This is a genomic window from Kitasatospora sp. NPDC004669 (assembly GCF_040609455.1).
Classification (GTDB): domain Bacteria; phylum Actinomycetota; class Actinomycetes; order Streptomycetales; family Streptomycetaceae; genus Kitasatospora.
In genome coordinates this window covers 1-21,812 of sequence record NZ_JBEXKB010000103.1, presented here as the reverse complement: position 1 = coordinate 21,812, position 21,812 = coordinate 1, and the positions used below count along the sequence as shown (strand labels likewise).

At 71.5% G+C, this 21,812-nt stretch carries 26 protein-coding genes and 4 pseudogenes; 20 read left to right on the top strand and 10 right to left on the bottom strand.

Going from position 1 to position 21,812, the window contains the following annotated elements:
• Nucleotides 1-30: 30 nt before the first annotated feature.
• A complete protein-coding gene (locus ABZW30_RS42690; RefSeq protein ID WP_355676710.1) occupies nt 31-423 on the bottom strand; it encodes a nuclear transport factor 2 family protein in 393 nt (130 codons plus the stop codon).
• A gap of 101 nt (nt 424-524) precedes the next feature.
• Here ABZW30_RS42690 and ABZW30_RS42685 point away from each other — a divergent pair, with 101 nt between their 5' ends.
• Nucleotides 525-971 carry a MarR family transcriptional regulator gene (locus ABZW30_RS42685; protein ID WP_355676707.1) on the top strand — a complete coding sequence of 149 codons (447 nt, stop codon included), beginning with the start codon at nt 525-527 and terminating at the stop codon, nt 969-971.
• A 61-nt stretch (nt 972-1,032) separates the two neighbouring features.
• On the opposite strand, the gene ABZW30_RS42680 is transcribed toward ABZW30_RS42685, so the two are convergent.
• A complete protein-coding gene (locus ABZW30_RS42680; protein ID WP_355676706.1) occupies nt 1,033-1,311 on the bottom strand; it encodes a YcxB family protein in 279 nt (92 codons plus the stop codon).
• 493 nt (nt 1,312-1,804) lie between these two features.
• On the opposite strand from ABZW30_RS42680, the gene ABZW30_RS42675 reads away from it, so the two are divergent.
• The 6 genes from ABZW30_RS42675 (at nt 1,805) to ABZW30_RS42650 (ending at nt 6,849) form a co-directional block, all read left to right on the top strand.
• Nucleotides 1,805-2,278: a hypothetical protein gene (locus tag ABZW30_RS42675; protein WP_355676705.1), complete on the top strand. Its 474-nt coding sequence runs from the start codon at nt 1,805-1,807 to the stop codon at nt 2,276-2,278.
• Nucleotides 2,265-3,089: a class F sortase gene (locus ABZW30_RS42670; protein WP_355676704.1), complete on the top strand. Its 825-nt coding sequence runs from the start codon at nt 2,265-2,267 to the stop codon at nt 3,087-3,089. Before ABZW30_RS42675 ends, ABZW30_RS42670 begins: the two co-directional genes overlap by 14 nt.
• A gap of 195 nt (nt 3,090-3,284) precedes the next feature.
• On the top strand, nt 3,285-4,127 hold the full coding sequence (locus tag ABZW30_RS42665; protein ID WP_355676703.1) for a hypothetical protein: 843 nt from the start codon (nt 3,285-3,287) through the stop codon (nt 4,125-4,127).
• Complete coding sequence (gene cseB, locus ABZW30_RS42660) at nt 4,124-4,885, top strand: two-component system response regulator CseB (RefSeq protein WP_355676702.1); 762 nt, start codon at nt 4,124-4,126, stop codon at nt 4,883-4,885. Before ABZW30_RS42665 ends, cseB begins: the two co-directional genes overlap by 4 nt.
• The gene (locus ABZW30_RS42655; protein WP_355676701.1) at nt 4,882-6,087 is read left to right on the top strand and encodes a HAMP domain-containing sensor histidine kinase; all 1,206 of its coding nucleotides are present in this window, start codon (nt 4,882-4,884) and stop codon (nt 6,085-6,087) included. The genes cseB and ABZW30_RS42655 overlap by 4 nt, the downstream gene beginning before the upstream one ends.
• Nucleotides 6,088-6,432: 345 nt before the next feature.
• Nucleotides 6,433-6,849 carry an IS3 family transposase gene (locus tag ABZW30_RS42650; protein WP_355676709.1) on the top strand — a complete coding sequence of 139 codons (417 nt, stop codon included), beginning with the start codon at nt 6,433-6,435 and terminating at the stop codon, nt 6,847-6,849.
• On the opposite strand, the pseudogene ABZW30_RS42645 reads toward ABZW30_RS42650, so the two are convergent.
• A pseudogene (locus tag ABZW30_RS42645) lies at nt 6,784-7,077 on the bottom strand (transposase); the annotation flags it as partial. The gene ABZW30_RS42650 and the pseudogene ABZW30_RS42645 sit on opposite strands and share 66 nt — an antisense overlap.
• A 371-nt stretch (nt 7,078-7,448) precedes the next feature.
• On the opposite strand from ABZW30_RS42645, the gene ABZW30_RS42640 reads away from it, so the two are divergent.
• Entirely contained in the window at nt 7,449-7,856 is a 408-nt protein-coding gene (locus ABZW30_RS42640) for a hypothetical protein (protein ID WP_355676700.1), read from the top strand.
• A 201-nt stretch (nt 7,857-8,057) separates the two neighbouring features.
• A complete protein-coding gene (locus tag ABZW30_RS42635; RefSeq protein WP_355676699.1) occupies nt 8,058-8,237 on the top strand; it encodes a hypothetical protein in 180 nt (59 codons plus the stop codon).
• A 284-nt stretch (nt 8,238-8,521) separates the two neighbouring features.
• Here the strand turns inward: ABZW30_RS42635 and ABZW30_RS42630 are convergent, their stop codons facing one another.
• Nucleotides 8,522-9,313 (bottom strand): AraC family transcriptional regulator, encoded by a 792-nt coding sequence (locus ABZW30_RS42630; RefSeq protein ID WP_355676698.1) that lies wholly within the window; start codon nt 9,311-9,313, stop codon nt 8,522-8,524.
• Between ABZW30_RS42630 and ABZW30_RS42625 the strand changes: the two genes are divergently transcribed.
• Complete coding sequence (locus ABZW30_RS42625) at nt 9,272-10,075, top strand: NAD(P)H-binding protein (RefSeq protein ID WP_355676697.1); 804 nt, start codon at nt 9,272-9,274, stop codon at nt 10,073-10,075. The two genes, ABZW30_RS42630 and ABZW30_RS42625, sit on opposite strands and share 42 nt — an antisense overlap.
• Before the next feature lie 108 nt (nt 10,076-10,183).
• Here the strand turns inward: ABZW30_RS42625 and ABZW30_RS42620 are convergent.
• Nucleotides 10,184-10,663: pseudogene (locus ABZW30_RS42620) on the bottom strand (transposase); the annotation flags it as partial.
• Nucleotides 10,554-11,075 (bottom strand): winged helix-turn-helix domain-containing protein, encoded by a 522-nt coding sequence (locus tag ABZW30_RS42615; RefSeq protein WP_355676696.1) that lies wholly within the window; start codon nt 11,073-11,075, stop codon nt 10,554-10,556. The gene ABZW30_RS42615 and the pseudogene ABZW30_RS42620, both read right to left, overlap by 110 nt.
• Before the next feature lie 651 nt (nt 11,076-11,726).
• Between ABZW30_RS42615 and ABZW30_RS42610 the strand changes: the two genes are divergently transcribed.
• From ABZW30_RS42610 to ABZW30_RS42595, 4 genes are all read left to right on the top strand, one after another.
• Complete coding sequence (locus ABZW30_RS42610; protein ID WP_355676695.1) at nt 11,727-12,539, top strand: DUF4328 domain-containing protein; 813 nt, start codon at nt 11,727-11,729, stop codon at nt 12,537-12,539.
• A gap of 171 nt (nt 12,540-12,710) precedes the next feature.
• Nucleotides 12,711-13,250 carry a hypothetical protein gene (locus ABZW30_RS42605; protein WP_355676694.1) on the top strand — a complete coding sequence of 180 codons (540 nt, stop codon included), beginning with the start codon at nt 12,711-12,713 and terminating at the stop codon, nt 13,248-13,250.
• Nucleotides 13,251-13,408: 158 nt separating this feature from the next.
• Nucleotides 13,409-13,750 (top strand): hypothetical protein, encoded by a 342-nt coding sequence (locus tag ABZW30_RS42600; protein WP_355676711.1) that lies wholly within the window; start codon nt 13,409-13,411, stop codon nt 13,748-13,750.
• On the top strand, nt 13,660-13,914 hold the full coding sequence (locus ABZW30_RS42595; protein WP_355676708.1) for an acyl carrier protein: 255 nt from the start codon (nt 13,660-13,662) through the stop codon (nt 13,912-13,914). The genes ABZW30_RS42600 and ABZW30_RS42595 overlap by 91 nt, the downstream gene beginning before the upstream one ends.
• A gap of 136 nt (nt 13,915-14,050) precedes the next feature.
• Here the strand turns inward: ABZW30_RS42595 and ABZW30_RS42590 are convergent, their stop codons facing one another.
• Together ABZW30_RS42590 and ABZW30_RS42585 are read right to left on the bottom strand one after the other, a co-directional pair.
• A complete protein-coding gene (locus ABZW30_RS42590; protein ID WP_355676693.1) occupies nt 14,051-14,710 on the bottom strand; it encodes a response regulator transcription factor in 660 nt (219 codons plus the stop codon).
• On the bottom strand, nt 14,707-15,912 hold the full coding sequence (locus ABZW30_RS42585) for a sensor histidine kinase (protein WP_355676692.1): 1,206 nt from the start codon (nt 15,910-15,912) through the stop codon (nt 14,707-14,709). The genes ABZW30_RS42590 and ABZW30_RS42585 overlap by 4 nt, the downstream gene beginning before the upstream one ends.
• Nucleotides 15,913-16,045: 133 nt before the next feature.
• Between ABZW30_RS42585 and ABZW30_RS42580 the strand changes: the two genes are divergently transcribed.
• The 4 genes and pseudogenes from ABZW30_RS42580 to ABZW30_RS42565 all read left to right on the top strand — a co-directional run bounded on the left by ABZW30_RS42580 (nt 16,046) and on the right by ABZW30_RS42565 (nt 18,655).
• Complete coding sequence (locus tag ABZW30_RS42580) at nt 16,046-16,957, top strand: ATP-binding cassette domain-containing protein (protein WP_355676691.1); 912 nt, start codon at nt 16,046-16,048, stop codon at nt 16,955-16,957.
• Nucleotides 16,954-17,808, top strand: coding sequence for an ABC transporter permease (locus tag ABZW30_RS42575; protein WP_355676690.1), 855 nt, complete (start codon nt 16,954-16,956; stop codon nt 17,806-17,808). The genes ABZW30_RS42580 and ABZW30_RS42575 overlap by 4 nt, the downstream gene beginning before the upstream one ends.
• 123 nt (nt 17,809-17,931) lie before the next feature.
• Nucleotides 17,932-18,183, top strand: a pseudogene (locus tag ABZW30_RS42570) (IS5/IS1182 family transposase); the annotation flags it as partial.
• A 49-nt stretch (nt 18,184-18,232) separates the two neighbouring features.
• On the top strand, nt 18,233-18,655 hold the full coding sequence (locus tag ABZW30_RS42565) for a hypothetical protein (RefSeq protein WP_355676689.1): 423 nt from the start codon (nt 18,233-18,235) through the stop codon (nt 18,653-18,655).
• On the opposite strand, the gene ABZW30_RS42560 is transcribed toward ABZW30_RS42565, so the two are convergent.
• Entirely contained in the window at nt 18,612-18,998 is a 387-nt protein-coding gene (locus tag ABZW30_RS42560; protein WP_355676688.1) for a hypothetical protein, read from the bottom strand. The two genes, ABZW30_RS42565 and ABZW30_RS42560, sit on opposite strands and share 44 nt — an antisense overlap.
• 347 nt (nt 18,999-19,345) lie before the next feature.
• On the opposite strand from ABZW30_RS42560, the gene ABZW30_RS42555 reads away from it, so the two are divergent.
• A complete protein-coding gene (locus ABZW30_RS42555; protein WP_355676687.1) occupies nt 19,346-19,951 on the top strand; it encodes a hypothetical protein in 606 nt (201 codons plus the stop codon).
• Nucleotides 19,948-20,337 carry a transcriptional regulator gene (locus ABZW30_RS42550; RefSeq protein WP_355676686.1) on the top strand — a complete coding sequence of 130 codons (390 nt, stop codon included), beginning with the start codon at nt 19,948-19,950 and terminating at the stop codon, nt 20,335-20,337. The genes ABZW30_RS42555 and ABZW30_RS42550 overlap by 4 nt, the downstream gene beginning before the upstream one ends.
• Before the next feature lie 1,380 nt (nt 20,338-21,717).
• Here the strand turns inward: ABZW30_RS42550 and ABZW30_RS42545 are convergent.
• Nucleotides 21,718-21,812, bottom strand: a pseudogene (locus tag ABZW30_RS42545) (helix-turn-helix domain-containing protein); the annotation flags it as partial.

Below are 21,812 nucleotides of genomic sequence, written 5' to 3'. Positions count from 1 at the left end.
GGCCGGTGGCGGCCCGCCCCCGCGGGGTGTTCAGCGGGCGCTGCCGAGGTTGCGGTCGTGGTCGGCGCCCTCCAGCAGGAGGGTGGTCTCCTCGATCCGGCGGAAGCGGCCGTCGGGGGCGAACTCGGCGAAGAGGTAGACCTCCATGCGGACGGTGGAGCCGTCGGTCTTGGTGATGGTCATGGTGTGGCGGTCGGCGTAGCGGTGGCCGTTGACGAGTTCCTCGTGGACCTCGACCGAGCCGTCGGCCACGACCGTGCGCAGGTGGGCGATGTGGGCCAGGAACTGCTCGCGGTCGTCCCAGCGGCCGTCGGTGCGCTGGCGGTAGTCGGGGGCGAAGTGGCGGTCGACGGCCTCGTGGAGGTCCAGGCCCGGGGTGAGGAGCAGGTCGTCGAGGGCGGTGGCGATGTCGGTGTGGCGCACGGGATTCCTCCGGAAGGGGTTGGTACGGATCGAGATGCGTGCCTCAAGCACGCATCTCACGCTACACGAAAAGCGTGCTCGGCGCACGCTAATCTGAGGGGGTGACGAATCCGACCGGACACCAGATCGCCGAGGCCCTGGGACTGCTGCTGCGGCGCAGCACCCGCACCGGGCTCCACGTGCAGCTGACCGACGGTCTGGGGGGAGCCGTCGACGAGCTCACCTACCCCGTCCTGAGCGGCCTGGCCCGCACCGGCGCGTGCAGCGCCGCCGACCTCGGCCGCGAGATCGGACTGGACCGCACCACCGTGACCCGCCGCGCCGACCGGCTGGAGGAGGCGGGCCTGCTGCGCCGCGAGGCCGACCCCGCCGACCGGCGCGCCACCCTGCTCGTCCTCACCGGCTCCGGGCACGACGCGGTGCGGGCCACCCGGGACCGCCTGGCGGCCCGCATCGAGGACTCCCTCGCCTCCTGGCCGGCCGCCGACGCCGAGGTCTTCGCCGGGCTGCTGCGGACCTTCGTGGACGAGGGGCCGTTCCAGGGCTGAGGTCCCCGGGGCCGAGGTTCCGAGCCGGGGCCTCAGGCCTTGGGCCCGGGCCCGGGTTCCATCAGGCCCGGACCTCCGGGGCCGGGCCCGCGGGCGCCGGACGGCCGACCGGGGCCGCGTGCCGGGCGAGCAGGGCGCGCAGCGCGTCGGGGTCCGCCGTCCCGCGCTTGGCCAGGATGAGCAGGCAGGAGCCGCTGCGGTTGAGCACCACGAACAGGTGCTCCGTCTCCACGAAGCCCGACAGCGTCGCCCACGCCCGGGTCTGGCTGCCGCACCGGTCGGTGACGGTCACCCCGGCGCCGTCCACCACCACGGTGCGGGGCCCGCCGCGCCGGGTCACCCGGCGGTGCGCCGAGGCCGCCTGCAGCCGCGGGGCATACTCCTGACCTGCCCGACGCCGGGGCGGGATGGGACGGCCCCTTCAAGTACCCCGGTGAGGTCAAAACTCGTGAGCACCACCCGACCGTGGATCCGGGCGGCTCCCAAACCCGTGACCAACTGACTTCACGACCCGTGAACGAAGCCAGCCAGGAGGGTTCGACGCCGGAGCTGCGGGAGAAGGCCGGCCCGGACCGGCTGGAGTGCCCGGGTTCGTACAGGCCTGACATTCCCCTCGATTGCTCCCCACACCCGGGGATACGGACGGGCGGGCGCGGGTGCTCAGCGTGTGTTCCGCCGTGTGCTGCGGGTGTCGCGAGGACTGTTACGCAGCCGATGGGCAGCCGTGACGCGACCGGGCGGGGACCGCGACACGGCGCTCCTACCGTCACTGACGACGCACCGGCCGCACCGGCCGGGGGCGCCCGCGAGAGAGACCGAAGGAGACCCACCGTATGAGCAGGACCCGCACCGACCGCTCGCCCGCCCGTCGCACGCTGGCGGTCTGCGCGCTGACCGGGGCCGCACTGCTGTCCGCCGTCACCGGCGGGCAGGCCTGGGCCGACGGGAGCCCGAAGTCGGCCGTCGCCACGCCGGGCGCCACCCCCGCCCCGGCGCACGGGGCCGCGGCCACCGTCGCCCCCGCCAAGCCCGGCTCGGGCCCCGTCGCGACCGCCGCCCCCGCCCAGCCGACGCCGAAGGCCGCGGCCGCGGAGGTCACCTCCGCGCCGCCCGCCCCGGAGCGCTCCCCCGGCGGCGCCCAGCCGCAGGTCCGTGAGGTACCGAAGGGCGCCGCCCAAGCCGGGGACGGCTCCGCCGCGACCGACGGCAACGGTCTGATGCTGGCGGGCGGCGGCGCCGTGGCGGCCGTCGGCGCCGGCGCGCTGGGCTTCGCCGTCCTGCGCCGCCGCTCCGGTGCGCGCGGCTGACACCGGTCCCGAGCCCGCCGGGCACCCCGGCGCCCTTCCTCCGCACCTGGCCAGGCAGGGAAGCGGCGCCGGGGCGCCCTCGGCGACAGGGACCGACCGAGGGGACGCGGGCGGTCACGGCTGGGGCACCGGCCGTCGTGGGCGGCGGCGCGCCGCCCGGCTCGGCCCGAGCATCCTGAGCCGTACGGTCTTCGGTGCCGCCGGTCTGCTCTGCCTGGTGCTCGGAACCTCGCTCGCGCTGTCCGGCCGGGACACCCCGGTGGTACGGATCGAGGCCTCCGCCCACGACACCGCGCCCGCCCCGACGACGCCCACCGCGCCGGCCGCGTCCGTCGGCGCGCCCAGTGCCGCCGCTCGGCCGCTGGCCTCCTCGCCGCCCACCCGGCTGCTGATCCCGTCGGTCGGCGTGGACGCCCCGGTGACCGGCCTCGGCCTGAACTCCGACGGCACGGTCCAGGTGCCGTCGGCCGACCGGGCCGACGAGGTCGGCTGGTACCGCAACGGCCCCACCCCGGGCGAGACCGGCCCCGCCGTCCTGATCGGGCACCTCGACACCAAGTACGGCCCGGCGGTCTTCCAACGGCTGCCGGAACTGCGCCCGGGCGAGCTGATCCACATCCGACGCGCGGACGGCGGCAGCGCGGACTTCAAGGTCCGCGCCCTGCTCCAGGCCGCCAAGGACCACTTCCCCACCGAGACCGTCTACGGCGACACCCCCACGCCCGCGCTCCGGCTGATCACCTGCGGCGGGCGGATCGGCTCGGACGGCCACTGGACGGACAACATCATCGTCCTGGCGGATCCGGCCTGACCCGGTTCATGCTTGGGCCCGGTTCATGCCCGGGCCCGTTCCGGGCTCGAGCCCGGGCGGAACCGCCGAACGCCGTTTGCACGACCTACCACCCGGGACGAGGGGCGAAAGGCGACGAGGTCAGGAAGCGACCAGGACGGCCACGGGGCCGACGAACCGGCACCCAGCCGCAGACCAGGAGGACGAGCACCGACCGTGGCACCACCGACCCCGCTGCGCCGCCGCGCCGTACCGCTGGCCGCCGTCGCCGTCTTGGCCGTCCTGATCGCCCTCGCCGCCCTGGCCCTCGACCGGTCCGACCCCGGCGGCCTGCGGGACAACGGCCCGCTCAAGCCCGTCACCCCGACGGCGGTGGCCGAGCCGCTCTGGCCCGCCCTGGCCGCCTCGCCGCCGCCGACCACGCCGACGGCCAGCTCCGCCACCCAGGCGCCGCCGCAGCCGTTGCCCGACCTGACCGTCCCCGGGCACGACCTCACCACGGTCGACGTCCGCAGCGTCCTCACCAAGGACCCGGCGCTGAGCGCGGAGGAGCACCGCGCGCTCGACTCCTGCGCCGGGTGCGAGGTGCGCGCGCCCGAGTTCCGCGAACTCACCGGCGACGGACGGCGCTCGCTGATCACCGCCGTCGCCACCCCCGGACTGGTCGTGGTGCACGTCTACACCCTCGCCGACGACCGTGTCCTGCCGATCCTACGGGCGGAGGTCCGGAGCGGGTTCAGCGCCGCGACCGTCGGCTCCGACCTGTGGCTGTACGAGCCGACCACCGTCTTCACCCGGACCAGCAGCCACTACCAGTGGGACGGCGTCAGGCTGGCCCTGAAGGAGCGGCGGGTGGACGGCACCGGCCTGCTGCCCGATGACGCGGGCACCGGCCCGCCGACCGCCACCCCCACCACCCCCACCCCAATCACCCCTGCCCCGGCCAACCCCGTCCCCAAACTGCCGCCCGGCGAGGGCGCGGCCGTCCCGTCCCCCCGGCCCGTCCGACCGACCCCCCAGGCCTCCGCCCCCGCCGTGTTCCCGGAAGCGAAGCGATGACCCCCGCAGCCACCCCCGCCCAGCCGCACATCCTGATCGTCGAGGACGACGAGGTGATCCGGGAAGCCACCCGGATGGCACTGGAGCGCTACGGCTTCCCGGTCACCACCGCCGCCGACGGCTTGGAGGGGCTGGAGGCCTTCCACGCCGTCCGCCCCGACCTGCTCCTGCTGGACGTCATGCTCCCGCTGCTCGACGGGGTCGGCCTCTGCCGCCGGATCCGTGAGGAGAGCCAGCTGCCGATCCTGATGATGTCGGCCCGCACCGACCCGGTGGACGTGGTGTCAGGTCTGGAGGCGGGCGCGGACGACTACGTGGTCAAGCCCTTCGAGAGCGCCGTCCTGGTCGCCCGGATCCGTACGGTGCTTCGTCGGATCCGGGTGGTGCCGACGGTCGCCGCCTCCGCCGACGCCCCGGTTGACGACCCTGCCGTCGAGGTGCCCGCCACCGTTCCCATCACCCCCACCACGCTGCGCAGCTTCGACGGCCTACAGGTGGACACCGACAGCATGGAGGTGCGGGTGGACGGCCGGCTCGTCCCGCTCACCCCCACCGAACTGCGGCTGCTGTTGGAGTTCACCGCCGCACCCGGCATCGTGCTGGAGCGCACCACCCTGCTCGAACGCGTCTGGGACTACGAGTGGGGCGCCGACACCCGGGTGGTGGACGTCCACGTGCAGCGGCTGCGCGCCAAGATCGGCTCCGGCCGGATCGAGACCGTCCGCGGGTTCGGCTACAAGCTGCGGCGCCCGGCATGACCCTGCGCCGCCAGATCGCCACCGCCGTCGCCGCCATCTCCGTCCTAGTCGCGGTGGCCGTCGGCCTGCTGGTCCACCAGGCGATGATCCGTCAGCACGTCGACCAGGCCCGCTCCTCCGCACTCACCGCCCTCGACTCGGCCCTGGCCGGCTACGGGCGCAACGGCGAGGTGGCCGGCCGCGGCATCGCCCTGGACGACCCGGCCCTGCCCACCCGGCTGCGCGACCTCGCCGCCGGCGGCCGACAGGGCTCACTGCTCGCCACCGACCAGCACGGCGAGTCGATGTGGGCGGCCGCCCCGGTCCAGACCGGGGTGCTCTCCGCCCGGGTGGACTTCACCCAGGACCGCCGGGCGATCGCCGACCTGGACCGGATCATCCTGATCACCGTCGTCGCCGCGGTCTTCACCACCGTGCTGGCCGGTGTGCTGGTCGCCGACCGGATCAGCCGCCGGCTGCGCACCGCGGCCACCGCCGCCCGGGGCATCGCGGCCGGCGGCACCGACACCCGGATCGGCGAACTCGTCGACGGCCGGGACGAAGTGGCCGACCTCGCCGCCGCCGTCGACCTGATGTCCCGCACCCTGCACCGCCGGCTGGAGGACGAGCAGCGCTTCACCGCCGACGTCGCCCACGAACTGCGCACCCCGCTCACCGGTCTGGTCACCGCCGCCGAGCTGCTGCCGCCCGGCCGCCCCACTCAGCTGGTGCAGAACCGGGTCCAGGCGCTGCGCGGCTTGGTCGAGGACCTCCTGGAGGTCTCCCGCCTGGACGCGAACGCCGAGTCCCCCGACCTCTCCGCCGTCCCCCTGGAACGCGCGGTGCGCCGCACCGTCACCCTCACCGGCCTCGACGTCGACATCGAGATCGCCGCCGACCAGGAGGTCCGCACCGACCTGCGCCGCCTGGACCGCATCCTCGGCAACCTGATCCTCAACGCCCACCGCCACGGCGCCGGCCCGGTCCGGCTCCGCGTCGACGGCCACCGCATCACCGTCCGCGACCACGGCCCCGGCTACCCCGACGACCTGCTCCACCGCGGCCCCCAGCGCTTCCGCACGAACGCCCCCGAACGCGGCCGCGGCCACGGCCTCGGCCTCACCATCGCCACCGGCCACACCCGCGTCATCGGTGCCACCCTCACCTTCACCAACCATCCCACCGGCGGCGCCCTCGCCACCCTCACCCTGCCACCCGACTGACCCCCCCCGCCCCCACCGACGACCGCTGGAAACCGCCGGGCGGCGACCCGGCCGGTCAGGGCACCAGTTCCAGCATCGATGCCAGTGGCAGTGACGGGTTGGCGGCGGCCGCTTCCACCTGAAGGGTGTCTTTACTGCCGTACGGTGGCTGAGCAGCGGCTTTGCAAGCGGCCGCCTCGCGGGCGTGATCGCGGTTCGTGGGTCTGCGACTGCTGTACTTGATCTTCTGCCGGGTGATTGGACCGGCTGACACTACTGGGGCGCTCGTCAGCTGCGAGAAGCGCCGAGATCCTCGTCCCGCGTCACGAGGTCGCCTTGCTCCGCCGCCAGATCGAGCGACCACGGATGTCGAGGGCCGACCGTACGGTACTCTCCGCACTCGCCCGAAAGCCACCGACCACGCTGCGCCGCCGCCGGCTCGTCACCCCGGGCACGCTGCCGGCCTGGCATCGGTGCCTGGTCCGCTGGAAGTGGCGACGGCCACCGGCCAGGCCCGGTCGGCCACCGCTGCCCGACGAACTCGTCGCACGCATCCGGCGCCTGGCCACGGACAACCCGACCCGGGGCTACGTCAGAATCCAAGGCGAGCTTCGACGGCTCGGCCATCGGGTCGCCGCTGCCACCGTCCGCCGAGGCCTTCGCCGCCTCGGACTGCCACCCGCACCCCGGCGCGCCTCCCGGCAGAGCCGGCGGACAGACCGTGGGATCGGAGGCCACCAGTGCGAACATCGCGGGCTCGGCCCGCAGCATCGCCACATCTGACAGGCAGTCCCCGTCCAGTGCCACCGCCAGAGCGAGGTCCAGCAGGACTTTCCCCGGATCGTGCACCGCCCGCGGCCTGCGCCACGGCGTCAACGCCGCCGACATCGCCTTGTCCAGTCCGGCCTTGCGGACCGTCTCCACCAGCAGGACCCCACCGGCCTGCGAGATCACCCCGCCGCCGTCGTCCCGGACGCGGACACGTGGATACGACCCGATACCCTTGTTCACCTGGAGAGTGCTTCTTTCCTTGCATCTGACAGGACCCTCGACAAGTCCCATCGTTGCAGGTCAGCAGCACTCTCCATTTGTTTGATCAAGACGCGGACACGCCCGCTCGTGAAGCGCGAGGTCAGCGGCCTGAAGACCGTAGTGCATCAGACCGCTCTTGGGCACCATGCCCGGCCAAGGATCGAAAGCAGGGGACTGTCCGAAAGCAGATCACCGGCGTCCAGCAGCAGCTCCAGATCCTCCATCCTTCACCTGCCACCCACAACTGAGCCCCCGCCGCATCACCGACCGCGGCCCGCCGCACACCGCCGGGCGGAGAATCTCGGTTGCCGACGCCGATCACGCGGTGGTCTGATGCCGCGGTGGCAGGTATGAACATCACCCTGTGTCTCCCGGCGGAAGCGGCCGAGCGGGTTGAGGAGGCGGTCGCCGAGGCGATGGAGCCCTTCTACTTGGATGCCCCGGGCTGGGAGGAGAACCGCATCTGGGACTCCTGGAGGATCGTCAGCCGCGCGTTCAACGTGCTGCCCGGCTATGAGACGGACCTCCGGCTGGTCGCTCCTCACCCCAGCCGCTGGGGAGGCTACGTCGAGCCGCCGGTCAACGACTTCGGCTGGTGCGCCGGCGGGCCGCGCGAGCTGCTGGACTTCGGGGCCTCCACCGAGGAGGCCCGGCAACTGGCGGACGCGGTCTGGCTGCACTGGCACCAGCTGGTGGCCGAGCTGCCCGCCGCCCAGCCCTATGACGTCTACTACGGCCGCCATGTGACCGAGGGCTGAGCCTACTCCCGCGAACAGGCCGCGGCGGACTACTGGTCCCAGCCCCTGCTGCGAGCCTACGAAGAACACCGGGCCGCGCTCTCCACCGCGCGGTACTCCTCGAACTTCCTCTTCCTCACCGACCCGGTCGTCCAGGTCGGACAGGAAACCCGGGAACGGTTCGTCGAAGGCCGGGCGGCCTGGGCCCTGCCCCGACACAACGTGCTCTCGCTGGGCGGCTGGTGGTACGGGGACGGCGGACCGGTCGCGCACGGTGCCTGCCGCCACCGGGATGACTGTCCGCACCGGCCCGAGCTGCCCGACGGTCAGCAGCACATCGACCGGTACCTCGTCGACCTCCCGGGCGACACCCTCCTGGTCGGCCTGCACTGCCACGTGTGAGTACCGGTGGTTTGTTGCACCGGCGAGTAAGAAGGTTTGACGGTACATCAGGTCAGCGATACGTCTGACGTTGGGATTTTCGCAGGCCGCAGGGGGTTCCTGATGACCGCACGGCGTCCGTGTCCACCCGCGCCGGGTCCGCTGGAGGAGTATGCAGCCCGGTTCGACGACCTGCTGGTCTCTCTCGCCCAGCGGCGCGGCTTCCGCGAGTACCTGACCGGGCTGCTGACTCCACGGGACCGAAACAAGACGCTGACCTGCTTCTTTGTGCCGTGTCTTGGAACTCAGGCAGTGCACAAAGTCGCGGCGGGGCGCCGACCGGCGGTGAACGCGGCCGGTGGGACACCCATGAAGTGGCGGAACTCGGCCGTCATGTGGGACTGGTCGTAGTAGCCGGCCGTCGCGGCGATGTCGGCCCATCGGCCCACATCGGCCGCGAGCACGGTGCGAACGCGGTCAATGCGTGCGAAGTGCTTGGGGGACAAGCCGGTGGCGTCGGTGAACAGGGCGTGTAGGCGGCGCTCACTGATGTGCAACCGGGCCGCGGTCGCGGTGACAGTGGTGCCGACCAGAAGACGTGCCGCCTCTTCGAGCCGCTCCGACGGCGCCGGGCGGTCGGCCAATGCTTTTTCGAGAGCGGTGACCGGGTCGGCGGCGAGCTGGTCGATGTCCAGGCCCGGTAGTTCGCGGAGCGGCAGGGCACCGTCGGCGAGACCATTCAGCGAACGTCCGAGCAGGGCTTGGGCACGACCCGGCCGCATACGAACCCGCACGCACGAGTGGCCGGGCGCGGCGACGTGATAGGCGGCCCGGGTGCGGGGGCCCATGACGATCAGCTCGCGCTTGTCAGTGCGCACGAGAAGTGTGGTGGCGTGGTCGGGCACATCGACCGCCGCCGAACCGGCCGCCGTAGCTATATCGATCCCGGCCACCCACCGCAGAAGGGCAGGCGGCACGACGAGAGAACTCACGCGGCCCACGATAGTGCCGAAACTTCCTATCACGAGGTGTGAGAGCGCTGTCATCGTCGGGACATGATCCTTGTTACCGGTGCCACCGGCACCATCGGTAGTCACGTCGTCCGCCTGCTCACTGAGCGGGGCCTACCGTTCCGGGCGATGTCCCGCCGCGAGCGGCCCGGCGGGGTGCGGGCCGACTTCGACGACCCGGCGTCGCTGGCGCGCGCAGTGGCCGACGTCGACACGGTCTTCCTCGTAACCGTGCCCCCCGTACCAACCGCGGACCACGACATCGCCCTGGTCACGGCCGCGCGGGCGGCAGGCGTCCGTAAGATCGTCAAGTTGTCCGCCATCGGCAGCGGCGAGCGGTTCGACGGGGCGACCGTCGGCGCGTGGCACGTCGCCGCGGAGGAGGCGATCGAGGCCAGCGGGCTCGTGTGGACGATGCTTCGCCCGCCGAGCTTCGCCTCGAACCTCTTGCGGTACCGGGCCCTGATCCAGGCCGGAGAACCGATCCCGAACCTGGCCGGCGACTCCCGGCAGGCCATCGTCGACCCGAGGGACGTGGCCGCGGTCGCCGTCGCCGCCATGACCAGCGATGCGCACGACGGACAGCGGTACGACCTGACCGGGCCGGAGCTGCTGACGTCCGCAGACCAGGCGGCGATCCTGGAGGGCGTGCTGGAACGGCCAGTCAGGATCACCGACACGAATGCGCTCGACCAGCTGCCGGCCGGGATGGTCACTGGCATCGGCTGGGCGCGCGCCGGCGGTGCGGCCTACGTCACCGACCACGTGCCGCGGGTGCTCGGCCGGCCGGCGGGCACGTTTGAGCAGTGGGCACGCGACCATCGGGAGGCATTCGCGACAATGCCGTAACCGACCGCCGCCGACGGCCGCCAGGGCTCTGGTAGTTCAAGGGATACAGCCCGTTCTCCTTTGGTGCTTCGCTGGAGCTGGTGAGAACTCGCGCAGATGGGTGGGGGGTCATGGTCGCCGGGTGGGGCGGTCGTCCCAGCGGTGGGTGGTCCAGGCGCGGCGAATGAGGCTACGCACGGTGATGACGGCATCCGTGAGGTCGAAGAAGGCGTTGATGACGTCGATCCGGCGTTCGTAGCAGCGCGCGAGACGGTGGAAGGCGTTCTGCCAGGCGTGGGTGCGCTCTACGTGCCAGCGCCCGGTGGCCTGGACGGGAGCTTTCTCGCCCTTGTGCGCGATCCGGCCGCGCAGTCCCCGTTCGTCGAGGGCCGTGCGGGTCTTGCCCGAGTCGTAGCCGGCGTCCAGGTGCACGGTGATGACGTCAGGCAGCAGGCTTAAGCCGTCCAGAAGATCCAGGGTCGGGGCGAGCAGCGGCGAGTCATGGCAGTTCGCTCCGGCCAGGACGCGGCCCAGCGGGATGCCGTAACCGTCTGTCATCCCCGAACGTTTGAGGCCCTGTTTGCCCCGGTCGACCGGTGAGCGTCCGGCGGGCCGGGGCTTGCCAGGACCAGCCGTTCCGCTTCAGCAGCCGCCACACGGTTGCGATCGACAGCCGTATCCGGAACCGGCGGCCGATCACCGCCTGGACCCGGCCCCGGGTCCAACACTGGTCCTCGAACCCGTGCGCGCCAGGACCCTTGCCCAACTCCTCTTCCAGCTCGGCGAACCGGGCCGCCGACAGCTTCGGCACACTCGCAGGACCGGACGAGCACAGGGCCTCGGGGCCTCCCTCACGCCAGGACCGTCGCCAGCGCTCCACCGACCGCTCGCTGACCCGCAGGTCACGGGCGATCGCCGAGGTCTTCTCGCCCGCCTCGAACCGGGCAGCGGCCTCGAGCCGCACCTGTTCACGAAACGCCTGCCGCTCAGCGGTCAGGCCCCCACCCTGCGCGTGCCGCATACCTCCGGCATACCGCAGGGATCACTACCTGTCACTACCCGACAACCGCACGAAAACCTCAGTAATTGCCGTCCTCGAACGGCATGAGACCGATGCCGCGAGTCATGTTGCCCTGGCCCTGCGTGCTGGGGCGTCGTTCCGGGTGTGGGCCGAATCAACTGTGTCAGCCAGCCGGTTTCTGAACACCTGGGCATGGCGGGCCCAACACATGGCGGAGGACGGCATCGTCACCTGCAAGGACTTCGAACAGGGATTGCCCAATCTCCGGCGCGCGGGTGACACCCCAGTCGCCTTGGGGCGAGTGGATATCGCCGAAGACTCGCGCCTGGTCTTCCTGGCCGCCGATCTGAGCTCATGCGTTGCCGTGTTGTAGAGACCGACCCGTCCCAACTTCGCTGTCACAGATCACCGGTGGGTGCGGCGCGATGTCCCGCCTGCCTGGGGCCGACGGCGGCCGCTTGGGGCGCTGCTCCTGGTCGACGTCGTCGGGGGATGTGTCGGGTATCTGCCGATACCGCCCCTGACCTGCGAAAACCGCTGGCAGCCGGTGCCATGCATCGCCTAGAGTCGGCCCGCCCGTCCCGGTCGGGGCGGTGGCGTACCGGCGCGCCCTGTCGAGCACGCGCAGTGATTCCAGGAGTTGACGATTCGATGGTGTGTCTGGCGTGCGGGACGCGTCCGGCGGGAACGGACAGCGGCCGGTGCTTCGGCTGCGCGGAGGCGGCCCCCGGCTGGGCCGCGGCGCTGAACCCGGCGAACGGCCTCGCCACGGCGGTGTCCGTCCTGCTCGGGCTGAACGCCGTGATGGCGGCGGTGCTGGTCACGGTGGACGTCTGGGCGAACGTACTCACAGGCCGGGTGCTGGACGGGTCGGATGACGTAGGACCCGAGGACTTCGAATTCCTGAAGTCGGCGGCGCGCGCCCTCAACGGGCTGCTCCCGCCCCTGGCGCTGGCCACCGTGGTGGTCTTCATCGTCTGGTTCCACCGCACCCGCAAGAACGCCGACCTGCTCGCACCCAACGGGCACCGCATGGGACGCGGCTGGACCATCGGCGCCTGGTTCACCCCGATCGCCCAGCTCTGGATCCCCTGGCAGCTGATGGCGGACTGCTGGCGGGCCAGTGCGCCGCTGGACGCCGAGGGAAGGCGCCGACAGCCGTCGGAGGCGGTCCTCGTCGTGTGGTGGTCGACCTTCGTCGGCTCCCTCGTCATCGGCCGGGTCGCCGCCATGACGACCCGCCACGTCGACTTGATGGATTCCATCGACCTCGAACACCTGCGGACCGGCCTCTGGGTGGAGGCCGGCGGGGCTGCCCTGCGGCTGGTGGCAGCGATCGCCGCGATCGTGGTGGTCCACCACCTGACCGCGATGCAGCGGGCACGCCGGGCCGACATCAACCCGCTCGCGGCCCGGGCCGCCCAGGCAGCCCGCGTCAACGCCGTGGTGTCGGCCACGGAATGACGGGCGATCCGAGCGCGGCAGACCTGCCCTGTGCTCGTCGCCCCCACCGCGCCGGCGACGCCCACGGCGCGGTCGCTGCGCTGTGCCTCTTCCCGGCGTCCGGCTGGTGCCGGACGCGTGGGTGGGGTAGGGCGGGGACGCTGTCCGGCCCCTGGTTCCGACGGCCGGGCCGTGGTGGCACGGCGCTGCTCTGACGGCCCGCTCGGTCCTTCCGGGGCCCTGGTCGCGCCCCTGGAGGCTGCTCGCTGGGCTGCTGGTCGGGTTGCTGGTCCTGGCTCTGGTCTGGTTCGTCGTAGTGCGCCCTGCGCTGGTGTCCGTCGGTGGGTCGCTGAGCTCCTGGCCGGGACCACCATCACCTTCGGCGGCGACGAACTGGTCTACGACACAGCGGCGAACACCGTCACGGGCGTCCGCTACTACCCGATCCCCGGCGGAACCACCCTGGTCCGCCAGGGCGGCAAGTCGACCTACCAGATCGCCGACCACCACGGCACCGGCACCCTCGCCATCGACGGCACCACGCTCACTGAGACCCGGCGCCCGAGCGACCCCTTCGGCAACCCCCGCGGAACCCAGCCCACCACTTGGGCCGGCGACCATGGCTTCGTCGGCGGCACCGCGGACGACGCCACCGGCCTCACCAAGCCATCCGAAGCCTTTGGGTTCGTTCTTGCGGCCCCGGTACTCGCGGATCGCGTAGATCAGTCTTGATCGCTCGCCGGGCTTGTAGCAGGTCATGCCCGCCATCGACACTGCGGGTGCCGATAAATCATCTGCCCAGGTCGCAGTCTTGATCGCCGTTCTGCGGCCATGCTCGTGCTCGCCCAGGGCCTTCATCTACACGGGCATCAGCGGCATGATGATCTGTTGTGCTGCTGCGCCTGGCCTACCTCGCGGCGACCAACACGCTGACGCTCCTGTGCCTGCTGCCGATGGGCAGCTGGGAGAAGGACATCGAGATCCTTGCGCTCAGGCACCAACTCCTCATCCTGCAGTGCCGGGTCGGCAAGCCCGCCTTCACCGACACGGACCGCGCGGTCCTCGCCGGGCTGCTCCACCACCTTCCCACCGACAGGCTGCGGCGTCTTGTGTCGCTGGTCCGCCCGGAGACGGTCCTGCGCTGGCACCGCGACCTGCTCAAACGGCGTCACGCCGCGACCTGCGCACCGAGGCGCCGTGGGCGCCCGCCCACCGGCCGCACCGAACCCTGACGCAGGTCGAACTGGCCGCGCGGATCCGTGCCGCGCTGAGCGTCGACGTCCAGCTCCGAACCCTGTTCGACGTGCCGACCGTGAGCGCACTCGCGGAGCTGCTCGGGACCGAGAAGTCGACCCGGCCGGCCCTGCGGCCGATGCGTGATCGGAGCGGCCGGTGACGACGTCGGACTGACCGGATCAGCGGCGTGAACCGCCGACGGCCGGCCGCCGCAGTCCGTGGAACCGGACGCGGAGGCCGACCGTCGGCGGTGGGGCGGGGACCGCGGGCGCACCGGCCCGTGGACCCCGCCGGGGCTATGGGGTCACCAGGCCGGCCTCGTAGGCGATGATCACCAACTGGACCCGGTCCCGGGCGCCGAGCTTGGCCAGCAGCCGGGTGACGTAGGTCTTGGCGGTGGCGACACTGATCACCAGGTGTTCGGCGAGTTCGGTGTTGGACATCCCCTGGCCGACCAGGACGAGCACCTCACGCTCCCGCTCGGTGATGCCGGTGACGGTTCGCCGGGGCTTGGCGGAGGACTTGGCCGACGGGCGGCCGGCGAACTCCTTGATCAGCCGCCGGGTGACGCTGGGGGCGATCAGGCCCTCGCCGGCGGCGACCACCCGCACCGCGGCCAGGATCTCGTCCAACGCCATGTCCTTGACCAGGAACCCGGAGGCGCCCGCTCGCAGTGCGGCGTAGACGTAGTCGTCGTCGTCGAAGGTGGTGAGCACCACGATCTGGGTTTTTCCGGGGCCGGCGGTGATCTGCCGGGTGGCCTCGATGCCGTCCATGCCGGGCATCCGGATGTCCATCACCACGACATCGGGTTCCAGGGCGGCGGTCAGCTCGACCGCCTCGGCACCGTTACCGGCCTCGCCGACCACCTCCAGGTCGGGGGCGTCGGCGATCACCATCTGCAGGGCAGCACGCACCAGCGGCTGGTCGTCGACCAGCACCACGCGGATCGTCACCGGACCCCCTCGGGAACGGGAAGACGCGCGGCCACACGGAAGCCGCCCTCGGGAAGCGGCCCGGCGGAGAACTCGCCGTGCAGCAGGTCGACCCGCTCGCGCATGCCCACCAGGCCGAATCCGGACCCGGCGGTCCTGCCGTGCGGGTGCCGGTGGCCCCGGTCGAGGACCTCGATGGTCAACTCCGACTCCTGGCAGTCGATGGACACCTGGCACGCCGTGGCGTCCGCGTGCCGCACCACGTTGGTGACCGCCTCCTGGATGATCCGGAAGGCCGACATGTCGATCTCCGGGGGAAGCGCCCGCTGCTCGCCGCTCCACCGCACGTCGACCCGGACACCGGCGGCCGTCGTGGTCGAGGCGAGCCGGTCGACGTTCGCCAGGCCGGGACCGGGCTCCATCAGGGCCGGCTCGGCATCCGAACCGTCCTCGGGCTGCCGGAGGGCACCGAGCATCCGGCGCAGCCCGGACAGCGTCTCCCGGCTTGCAGTCTCGATCTCGCCCAACGCACCACGGGCCCGGGCCGGTTGGGTGTCGATGACCCGGCGGGCCGCGCCGGCCTGCAGGGCGACGATGCCCATGGTGTGCGCGACCATGTCGTGCAGCTCGCGGGCGATCCGCAGCCGCTCGGCGGTGACCGCCCGGGCGGCGGCCTGGGCACCGAGCTGCTCCGCGTGCTCGCGGGACTGGTGCATCGAGCGACCGATCAGCCAGGCGATGACGGCCAGCAGCACCGCACCCTGGGCGTCGGTGGTGTCGGTGCGGGGGACCATGCCGACGTGTCCGACCAGCACGCCGATCAGCATGGCCGCGGCGATGTGCGCCGTCCGCCGCGGGCGGGTGGCCGTGATCACGAGGAGCGCGATGTCCGCCGAGAGGAACTGCAGGGGCGGGAACTGCGACCCGGCCGACCAGCCGTTGGTCACTCCTACCGAGGCGATGATCAGCAGGGCGAGGCCGGCCAGCGGCCGGCGTGTCAGCAGCGCGCTGCCCGCCAGGGCCACCAGCGCGGCCGCGGTCACCATGTTCCAGTCCCGGTGCGTCGCCGAGTGCCCGCCCATGGCGATACTGGTGAACCAGGCGGTGGCTCCGTCCCGCCCGACGAGCAGGGTGGGGTAGATGGTGACCACCAGCCAGGTGAAGGCTGTCCAGGCGCCCGGTGGCACGCGTTTCAGCTGCGGGAGAGTCATCGTGGCGTACATACGGCGATGGTAGCCAGGCGGTTCTGGCCGGGCATCGGACCACGGGTGTACGACCGTGGCTGACAGGCCGGCCGGACGACTGTCACCACAGGTTCGATGTACTGAACACGGCCCGGGCGGCAGGGTGGGTCGCATGATCGAAGTACACGAGCTGACGAAGCGTTACGGCAGGAAGCTGGCAGTCAACAACCTGAGCTTCACGGTGAATCCCGGTCAGGTGACCGGGTTCCTCGGCCCCAACGGAGCCGGGAAGAGCACGACCCTGCGGATGATCCTCGGCCTGCACACGCCCACCAGTGGGTCCGTCACCATCGACGGCCGCGCGTTCCGCTCGCTGCCCCGCGGCATGCGGCACGTCGGCGCGCTGCTGGACGCCGGCGACGTGCACGGCGGGCGCACCGCCCGGGCCCACCTGCGGGCGTTGGCCCGCAGCAACGCGATCCCGAGCAGCCGGGTGGAGGAGGTGCTGCGCGAGGTCGGCCTCGCGGACGCGGCCAACCGCCGGATCGGTGGCTTCTCCCTCGGCATGCGCCAGCGCCTGGGCATCGCCACCGCGCTCCTCGGGGACCCGCCCGTGCTGCTCTTCGACGAGCCGCTCAACGGCCTGGACCCGGAAGGCGTGTACTGGGTGCGCGGCCTGTTCCGCCGGCTGGCCGCCGAGGGGCGCACAGTCTTCGTCTCCAGCCACCTGATGTCCGAGATGGAGCACACCGCTCACCAGCTCATCGTCCTGGGCCGCGGTGAGCTGATCGCCGCGGAGAGCGTGGCGGAGTTCGCGGCCCGCGGGACCGACCGGAGCGTGTCGGTCCGCACGCCGGACACGGCGGCGCTGGCGCCGCTGCTGACCGCCGCAGGCGCGTCGGTCGAGCGCGAGCCCGACGGGCAGCTCAAGGTGGTCGGGCTCAACTCGGACCGGATCGCCGAGATCGCCTTCGAGCACCGCATCCTGCTCAACGAGTTGACCAATCACACCAGCTCGCTGGAGAAGGCGTTCATGGAGCTGACCGCCGACAGCGTCGAGTACCTCGCAGGAGAGACCAAGTGACCGCGCCGACGACGAAGAAGATGACCGCGGTGCCGAACCTGCCGCCCCTGGAGCCCAGGGCCCGCTTCGCCGACCTGTTCGCCGCCGAGTGGATCAAGCTGTGGTCGCTGCGCTCGACCCCCTGGGCCTTCGCCGCCACCGTCGTGGCGGTCCTCGCGACCACCATCGCCGGCGCCGTCGGCGACTCCCAGAACTACACCACGTACGACGCGCCGCATCAGGAGTACTTCCGGATGTTCGGGGCGGTGGGCGACTCGTTCTCCAGCGGCGCCGCCACGATGCTGATTCTCGGTGTCGGCGCCATCGGCGCCATCACGGTCCTCGGTGAGTACACCAGCGGCATGATCCGGACGACCTTCACGGCCGTCCCGGCCCGCCGTTCGGTGATGGCCGCGAAGGTGGCGGTGGTCACCGTGGCCACGACCGTTTTCGGTGTGGCCTTGGTGCTGGTTTCTTACGGTGTGACCCAGGCGATCCTGTCCGGTGACCACGCCTCCGCCGGCCTCGGGCACCACGGGGTCATCCGTATGCTCGTCGCCTCCTCGGTGCTCGCTCCGGTGTCCGCACTCGTGGGCATGGGGCTGGCCGCGGTCATCCGGCACAGCGTGCTCACCATCGTGGTCACGATCGCGCTCTTCTTCATCCTCCCCTCGCTGCTGGACAGCCAGAAGCACCTCACCGTGAGCATCCTGCACATGACGATCCTTCAGGCCTGGGGGCGCATCGGCTTCGAGCAGTCCACGACGGCGAGGTTTCCGTGGACGGTGACGGGTGCCTGCCTCGTCTTGGCCATCTGGGGGCTGGTCTCCCTGGTGCTGGCCATCTTCACCTCCAACCACCGGGACCAGTGAGCGGCGCTCCGCTGGACCTTCTCCCAGGCGCGGGCTGATGCGGCCGGACTGATCACATGGAACTCGAACGCTGATTCCACGATCATCCGGCCCGTCGGGCCGCGGCTTTTCCTTTACCTTCGAAGAAACGCGGTCGTCGAGCACGGCGCCCACCTCGGCATCGACGTGGAGATCGTTCAACGTGAGCCCGGCGCGCGAGGGTTCGCACCGGAGCCCAAACGGTGGGTGGTCGAGCAGACGCTGGGCACTCTCGTGCTCCACCGCAGGCTCGCACGGGACTACGAGGCCAAGCCGGCCAGCTCGGTGGCGGTGATCCACTGGTCCATGACCGACGTGATGCTCCGCCGCCTCACCCGCGCCGCCACCCCGACCTGGCATGACCCGCCACCCTGGCGTCCGGCACCTGTGACCAGCGGGAGCGTCGATGAGGGAACTCCTGGACAAGATCGAGTCCCGGCAGCAGCTCGTCCTCGAGACAGCCGACGAACTACGTGAGCAGATCGCCCGTCTCGCCGAACAACTCGCTGCCGCCGAAGACACCTTGAAGCGACTGCAGATCACCCGGGAGACCCTCCTGGAACTGGCCGCCGAGGACGGCACGGGGCCACCCGAGGCGCTGCCTCCCGGATACCGCGCGATCCTGGCGGCCATCGAGACAGCGGGAGAAGGACTCCGTGCCAAGGACGTCTGCCGAGCCCTCGGCCTCGGCACCGAGGCACGGCACACCGAAGGCACCCGCGCGAAGCTGAAACGCCTGGTCGGCCGTGGCATCCTCACCGAACCCGAGCCCGGCCTCTTCACCCTCACCAACCCGGCACCGGCCACCCCAGAGGCCAACCCAAGCTGATCTCCGGCGAAGGCTCACAAAACACCCTCTCACGGTTGCTCAGAGGGAAACCTTGGCAGCGGATGTCCAGGAAGCGGATGCCCCGCTCAAGTTGCTGCGGGACGCCCCGGTTCTGGGTATGGGACCATTCGGTGCCGTTCACCGGATCGGTACAGCAGCTGTCGTGTGTACCGGGGATGGTCAGCTGGGTCAGCTTGAAGCCGTTGGGTAGTCCGGCCATCCAGTTGGCGCTGTTCCACGAGGCGGCTGCGGCTGCTGTGGCTGTTGCGGTGAGGCCGAGGGTGGCGGCGAGGGCGCCGCCACCCAGCTTCAGGAGATCACGGCGATTCGGGTTCAGGGACATGAGCTCTCCGTATGTTTGGGTGGCCTGCCGCCGCTCTACTGCGGACTACGGCGGGTGGGTGCGCGCGGTTCAGCTCACCCCTGGGGTGAGCGAGCGTCCGTGGGAAGCGGTGATTGCCGCCGATCCAGGCCTTGCGGCGGTTCCGATGTGGTGGAACGCCGGGGAGCGTCGGGCCTGGCGCGGCCCTGAGGTGGCCCGCTCCGACGCTGGGGCTGCGGGCGACTCGCTCGTCCTCGATGAGCACGTCGCAAATAGATCTCTAGACGCAATCGGTTTGTCATGCAAACCTTGTTCCCATGGCGACTCACCCTGTTCCGTCCCCAAGCGACCCCCACAACCTCCTGGCAATGAAACGGGCCCTGGTCCACCACGTCCGTCGTGAGCAGCGCGGTGCCTGGTTCGCCCTCCTCGTCTTCGCCGCCGTGCGCTTCGCCGCTGCACCGGTGATCCGCTACGGCCAAGGCGACCACGCCGGGGACCTGCCGCCGGCAATGTGGTACTGGCCGGTGGCGCTGGTGCTCGCGTACGCCGTGATCAGCTGGTTCTACCTGCGTCGTTCCGCCCGCCTCGGCCTGGGTACCCGGGTCGGACCGTACCTGGCGCTGGGTGTCGTCCTGGTCGTGCTCATCACCGTCCACGTGGCGTGGACGGCCATGCACCCGGGGTTCCTCGCCGGTCTCCACGGACCGTCGCCCGTCGCCCCGTTCTTCAACACGGTGGTGAGCCCGGCCGGTACGATCGGCGTGGCGCTGCTGCTGCTCGCCCGGATCGAGCGCAGCTGGCCGCTCCTCGCCATCACCTGCGGCTACCTGGGCGTCATGCTCAGTTCCGGCAGCCTTCCCGACCCGTCGCCGTGGGGCTTCCCGCGCATCCTGTTCGAGGGAGGTGTGCTGCTGCTCGGCGGTGTCGGCCTCGCCCTGCTGCGACGGGTCCAGGGGCGGTCGGCCGCATGACCGAACACCCCACCAGCAGCCTCGACGACGTCGTGCACCAACGCGTCCGCCTGGGCATCCTCGCGGTGGCCAAGGAAGCCCGGCGGGTGGAGTTCACGTTCCTCCGCAGCACGCTCGGTCTCACGGCCGGCAATCTCTCCCAGCACCTCGGGGTCCTGGAGAAGGCGGGTCTGGTCAGGATCGACAAGGGCTACGAGGGCAAACGCGCCCGCACCTGGATCCAGCTCACCAAGGCAGGCAAGAAGGCCCTGCACGATGAGATCGCGACGCTCAAGACCCTGATCCACCAGCTCGAAGGACCCGGAGCGCTCGCAGGACTCGGGGGGCACGAAGGACGCGACGGGGAAGTCGACCCCGGTTCCGCAGCTGCTCCCGCACCGGGCTGAGCTTTTTGTTTGACCTCGTAGGTCACTCGACCCGCTGATCTGCGGTTCAAGCCCACCGGATACTGGCGCCTCGGCGACACCACCGGCAACCAGGCCACCGAGCTGATCTCCTCGGCCGCGCTCGCCCAGAACCGCGGCAGCTACCACAACACCACCTGCTGCCAGCCCGGCCCCTGGGCCTCCGGCACATCGACGGCCACCGGCTTCAACGGCACCAACGCATACGTCCAACTGCCCCCCATCGCCTGCAACGGAATCGACTGTCCTCACCCTGGACGTCACCGTCCCTCATTCTTAACCGCAGAGGCGAAGACCCGGCCGGAACACCGGTTGGGTCGTCGCCTGCGCACTGAACCTCTCAGCGGGCGCTGCTGGTCCACGACCTCGGACACTCAGCGGGGCTGAGTGAAGCCCACGGGATGTTGCACAGTTGAGCGCCCGAGTTGGCCGTTCAGGCCCGATCGAGCGCTCGGTCACAGCTGCGACGGGTCACCGTTCGCCAACTTCACCGAGACGGCATGGCGCCAGCCGTCACCTTGCCCAGGACTTCGCCAGGCTCACCGAGACCGGACACTCACCCCCCGGCATAGGTCGCTGACCTGCACTGTGGAGTTTCGCCTCGGGGCGGTGAGTTTTCGCCCCGGGGTCGCCGGTGAGTGTGCCCGCCCCGGGCACGGTCGCCCTGGCCGGAAAGTCCCCAGCGAAGGTCAGGGGCGGTGAGTTTCGCCCCGGCGTGGTCCGTTCGGGTGGCGGCTGGGTTCGGCGCTGTGGTTGGGCGGGCAGAGCCTTCGGCATGACGACTCCCACCCGGTCCCGCCGCCGTCGCCGACGTTCGTCCGCACCGACCATCCCCGCTCCCGCGACTGCGGTCCGTGCCGCGCGGCCGTCGGCTCTTGCACGGCCGGGCGGCGGGTGCTGTCGGACCTGGTCCAGCGAGCACATCTTCCCGGGCGGCATGGTCGTGCGCACCACCTGGCACGAGCCCGCCTGCAAGACCTGGGGCTGACCGTGACCGGCGTCGCGCTGGCCCGCTGGCTCCGCCGTCGGGCCGGGCGGTAAGTCACCTGCCTGCGCTCGCCGTTGCGGTACGGTACGGCCATGGGCTGATCGTGGCCTTGCCGGGAGCGGCTTCGGCCGCTCGGGAAGGCAGAACAGCGATGGAAAGGGGCGGCCCGCGCTTGGGCCGCCCCTTCGCCGTTCCCGCCCCGTCGCCTACGGCTCCGTCCACCCGCACGCCCGCCCGCCCGGGCACTGAGCGCATGCCAGATCGGCGCGGACGGTCCGCGCTGGATGAGGTCCTCGATGCAGGCGGCGCCGGCCGGGACGGCGGCGAGCATCTCGGCGACGGCCGGGTTCTCCTCGGCGGCCAGCCGCAGGTCCGTCGGTGGCGATGCGGCGGGCGGTGCGTGGTGATACGCCGAGCCGCTTGGCGATGGCGTCGTCGGTGTGGCCGTCGGCGAGCAGGCCGAGGGTGG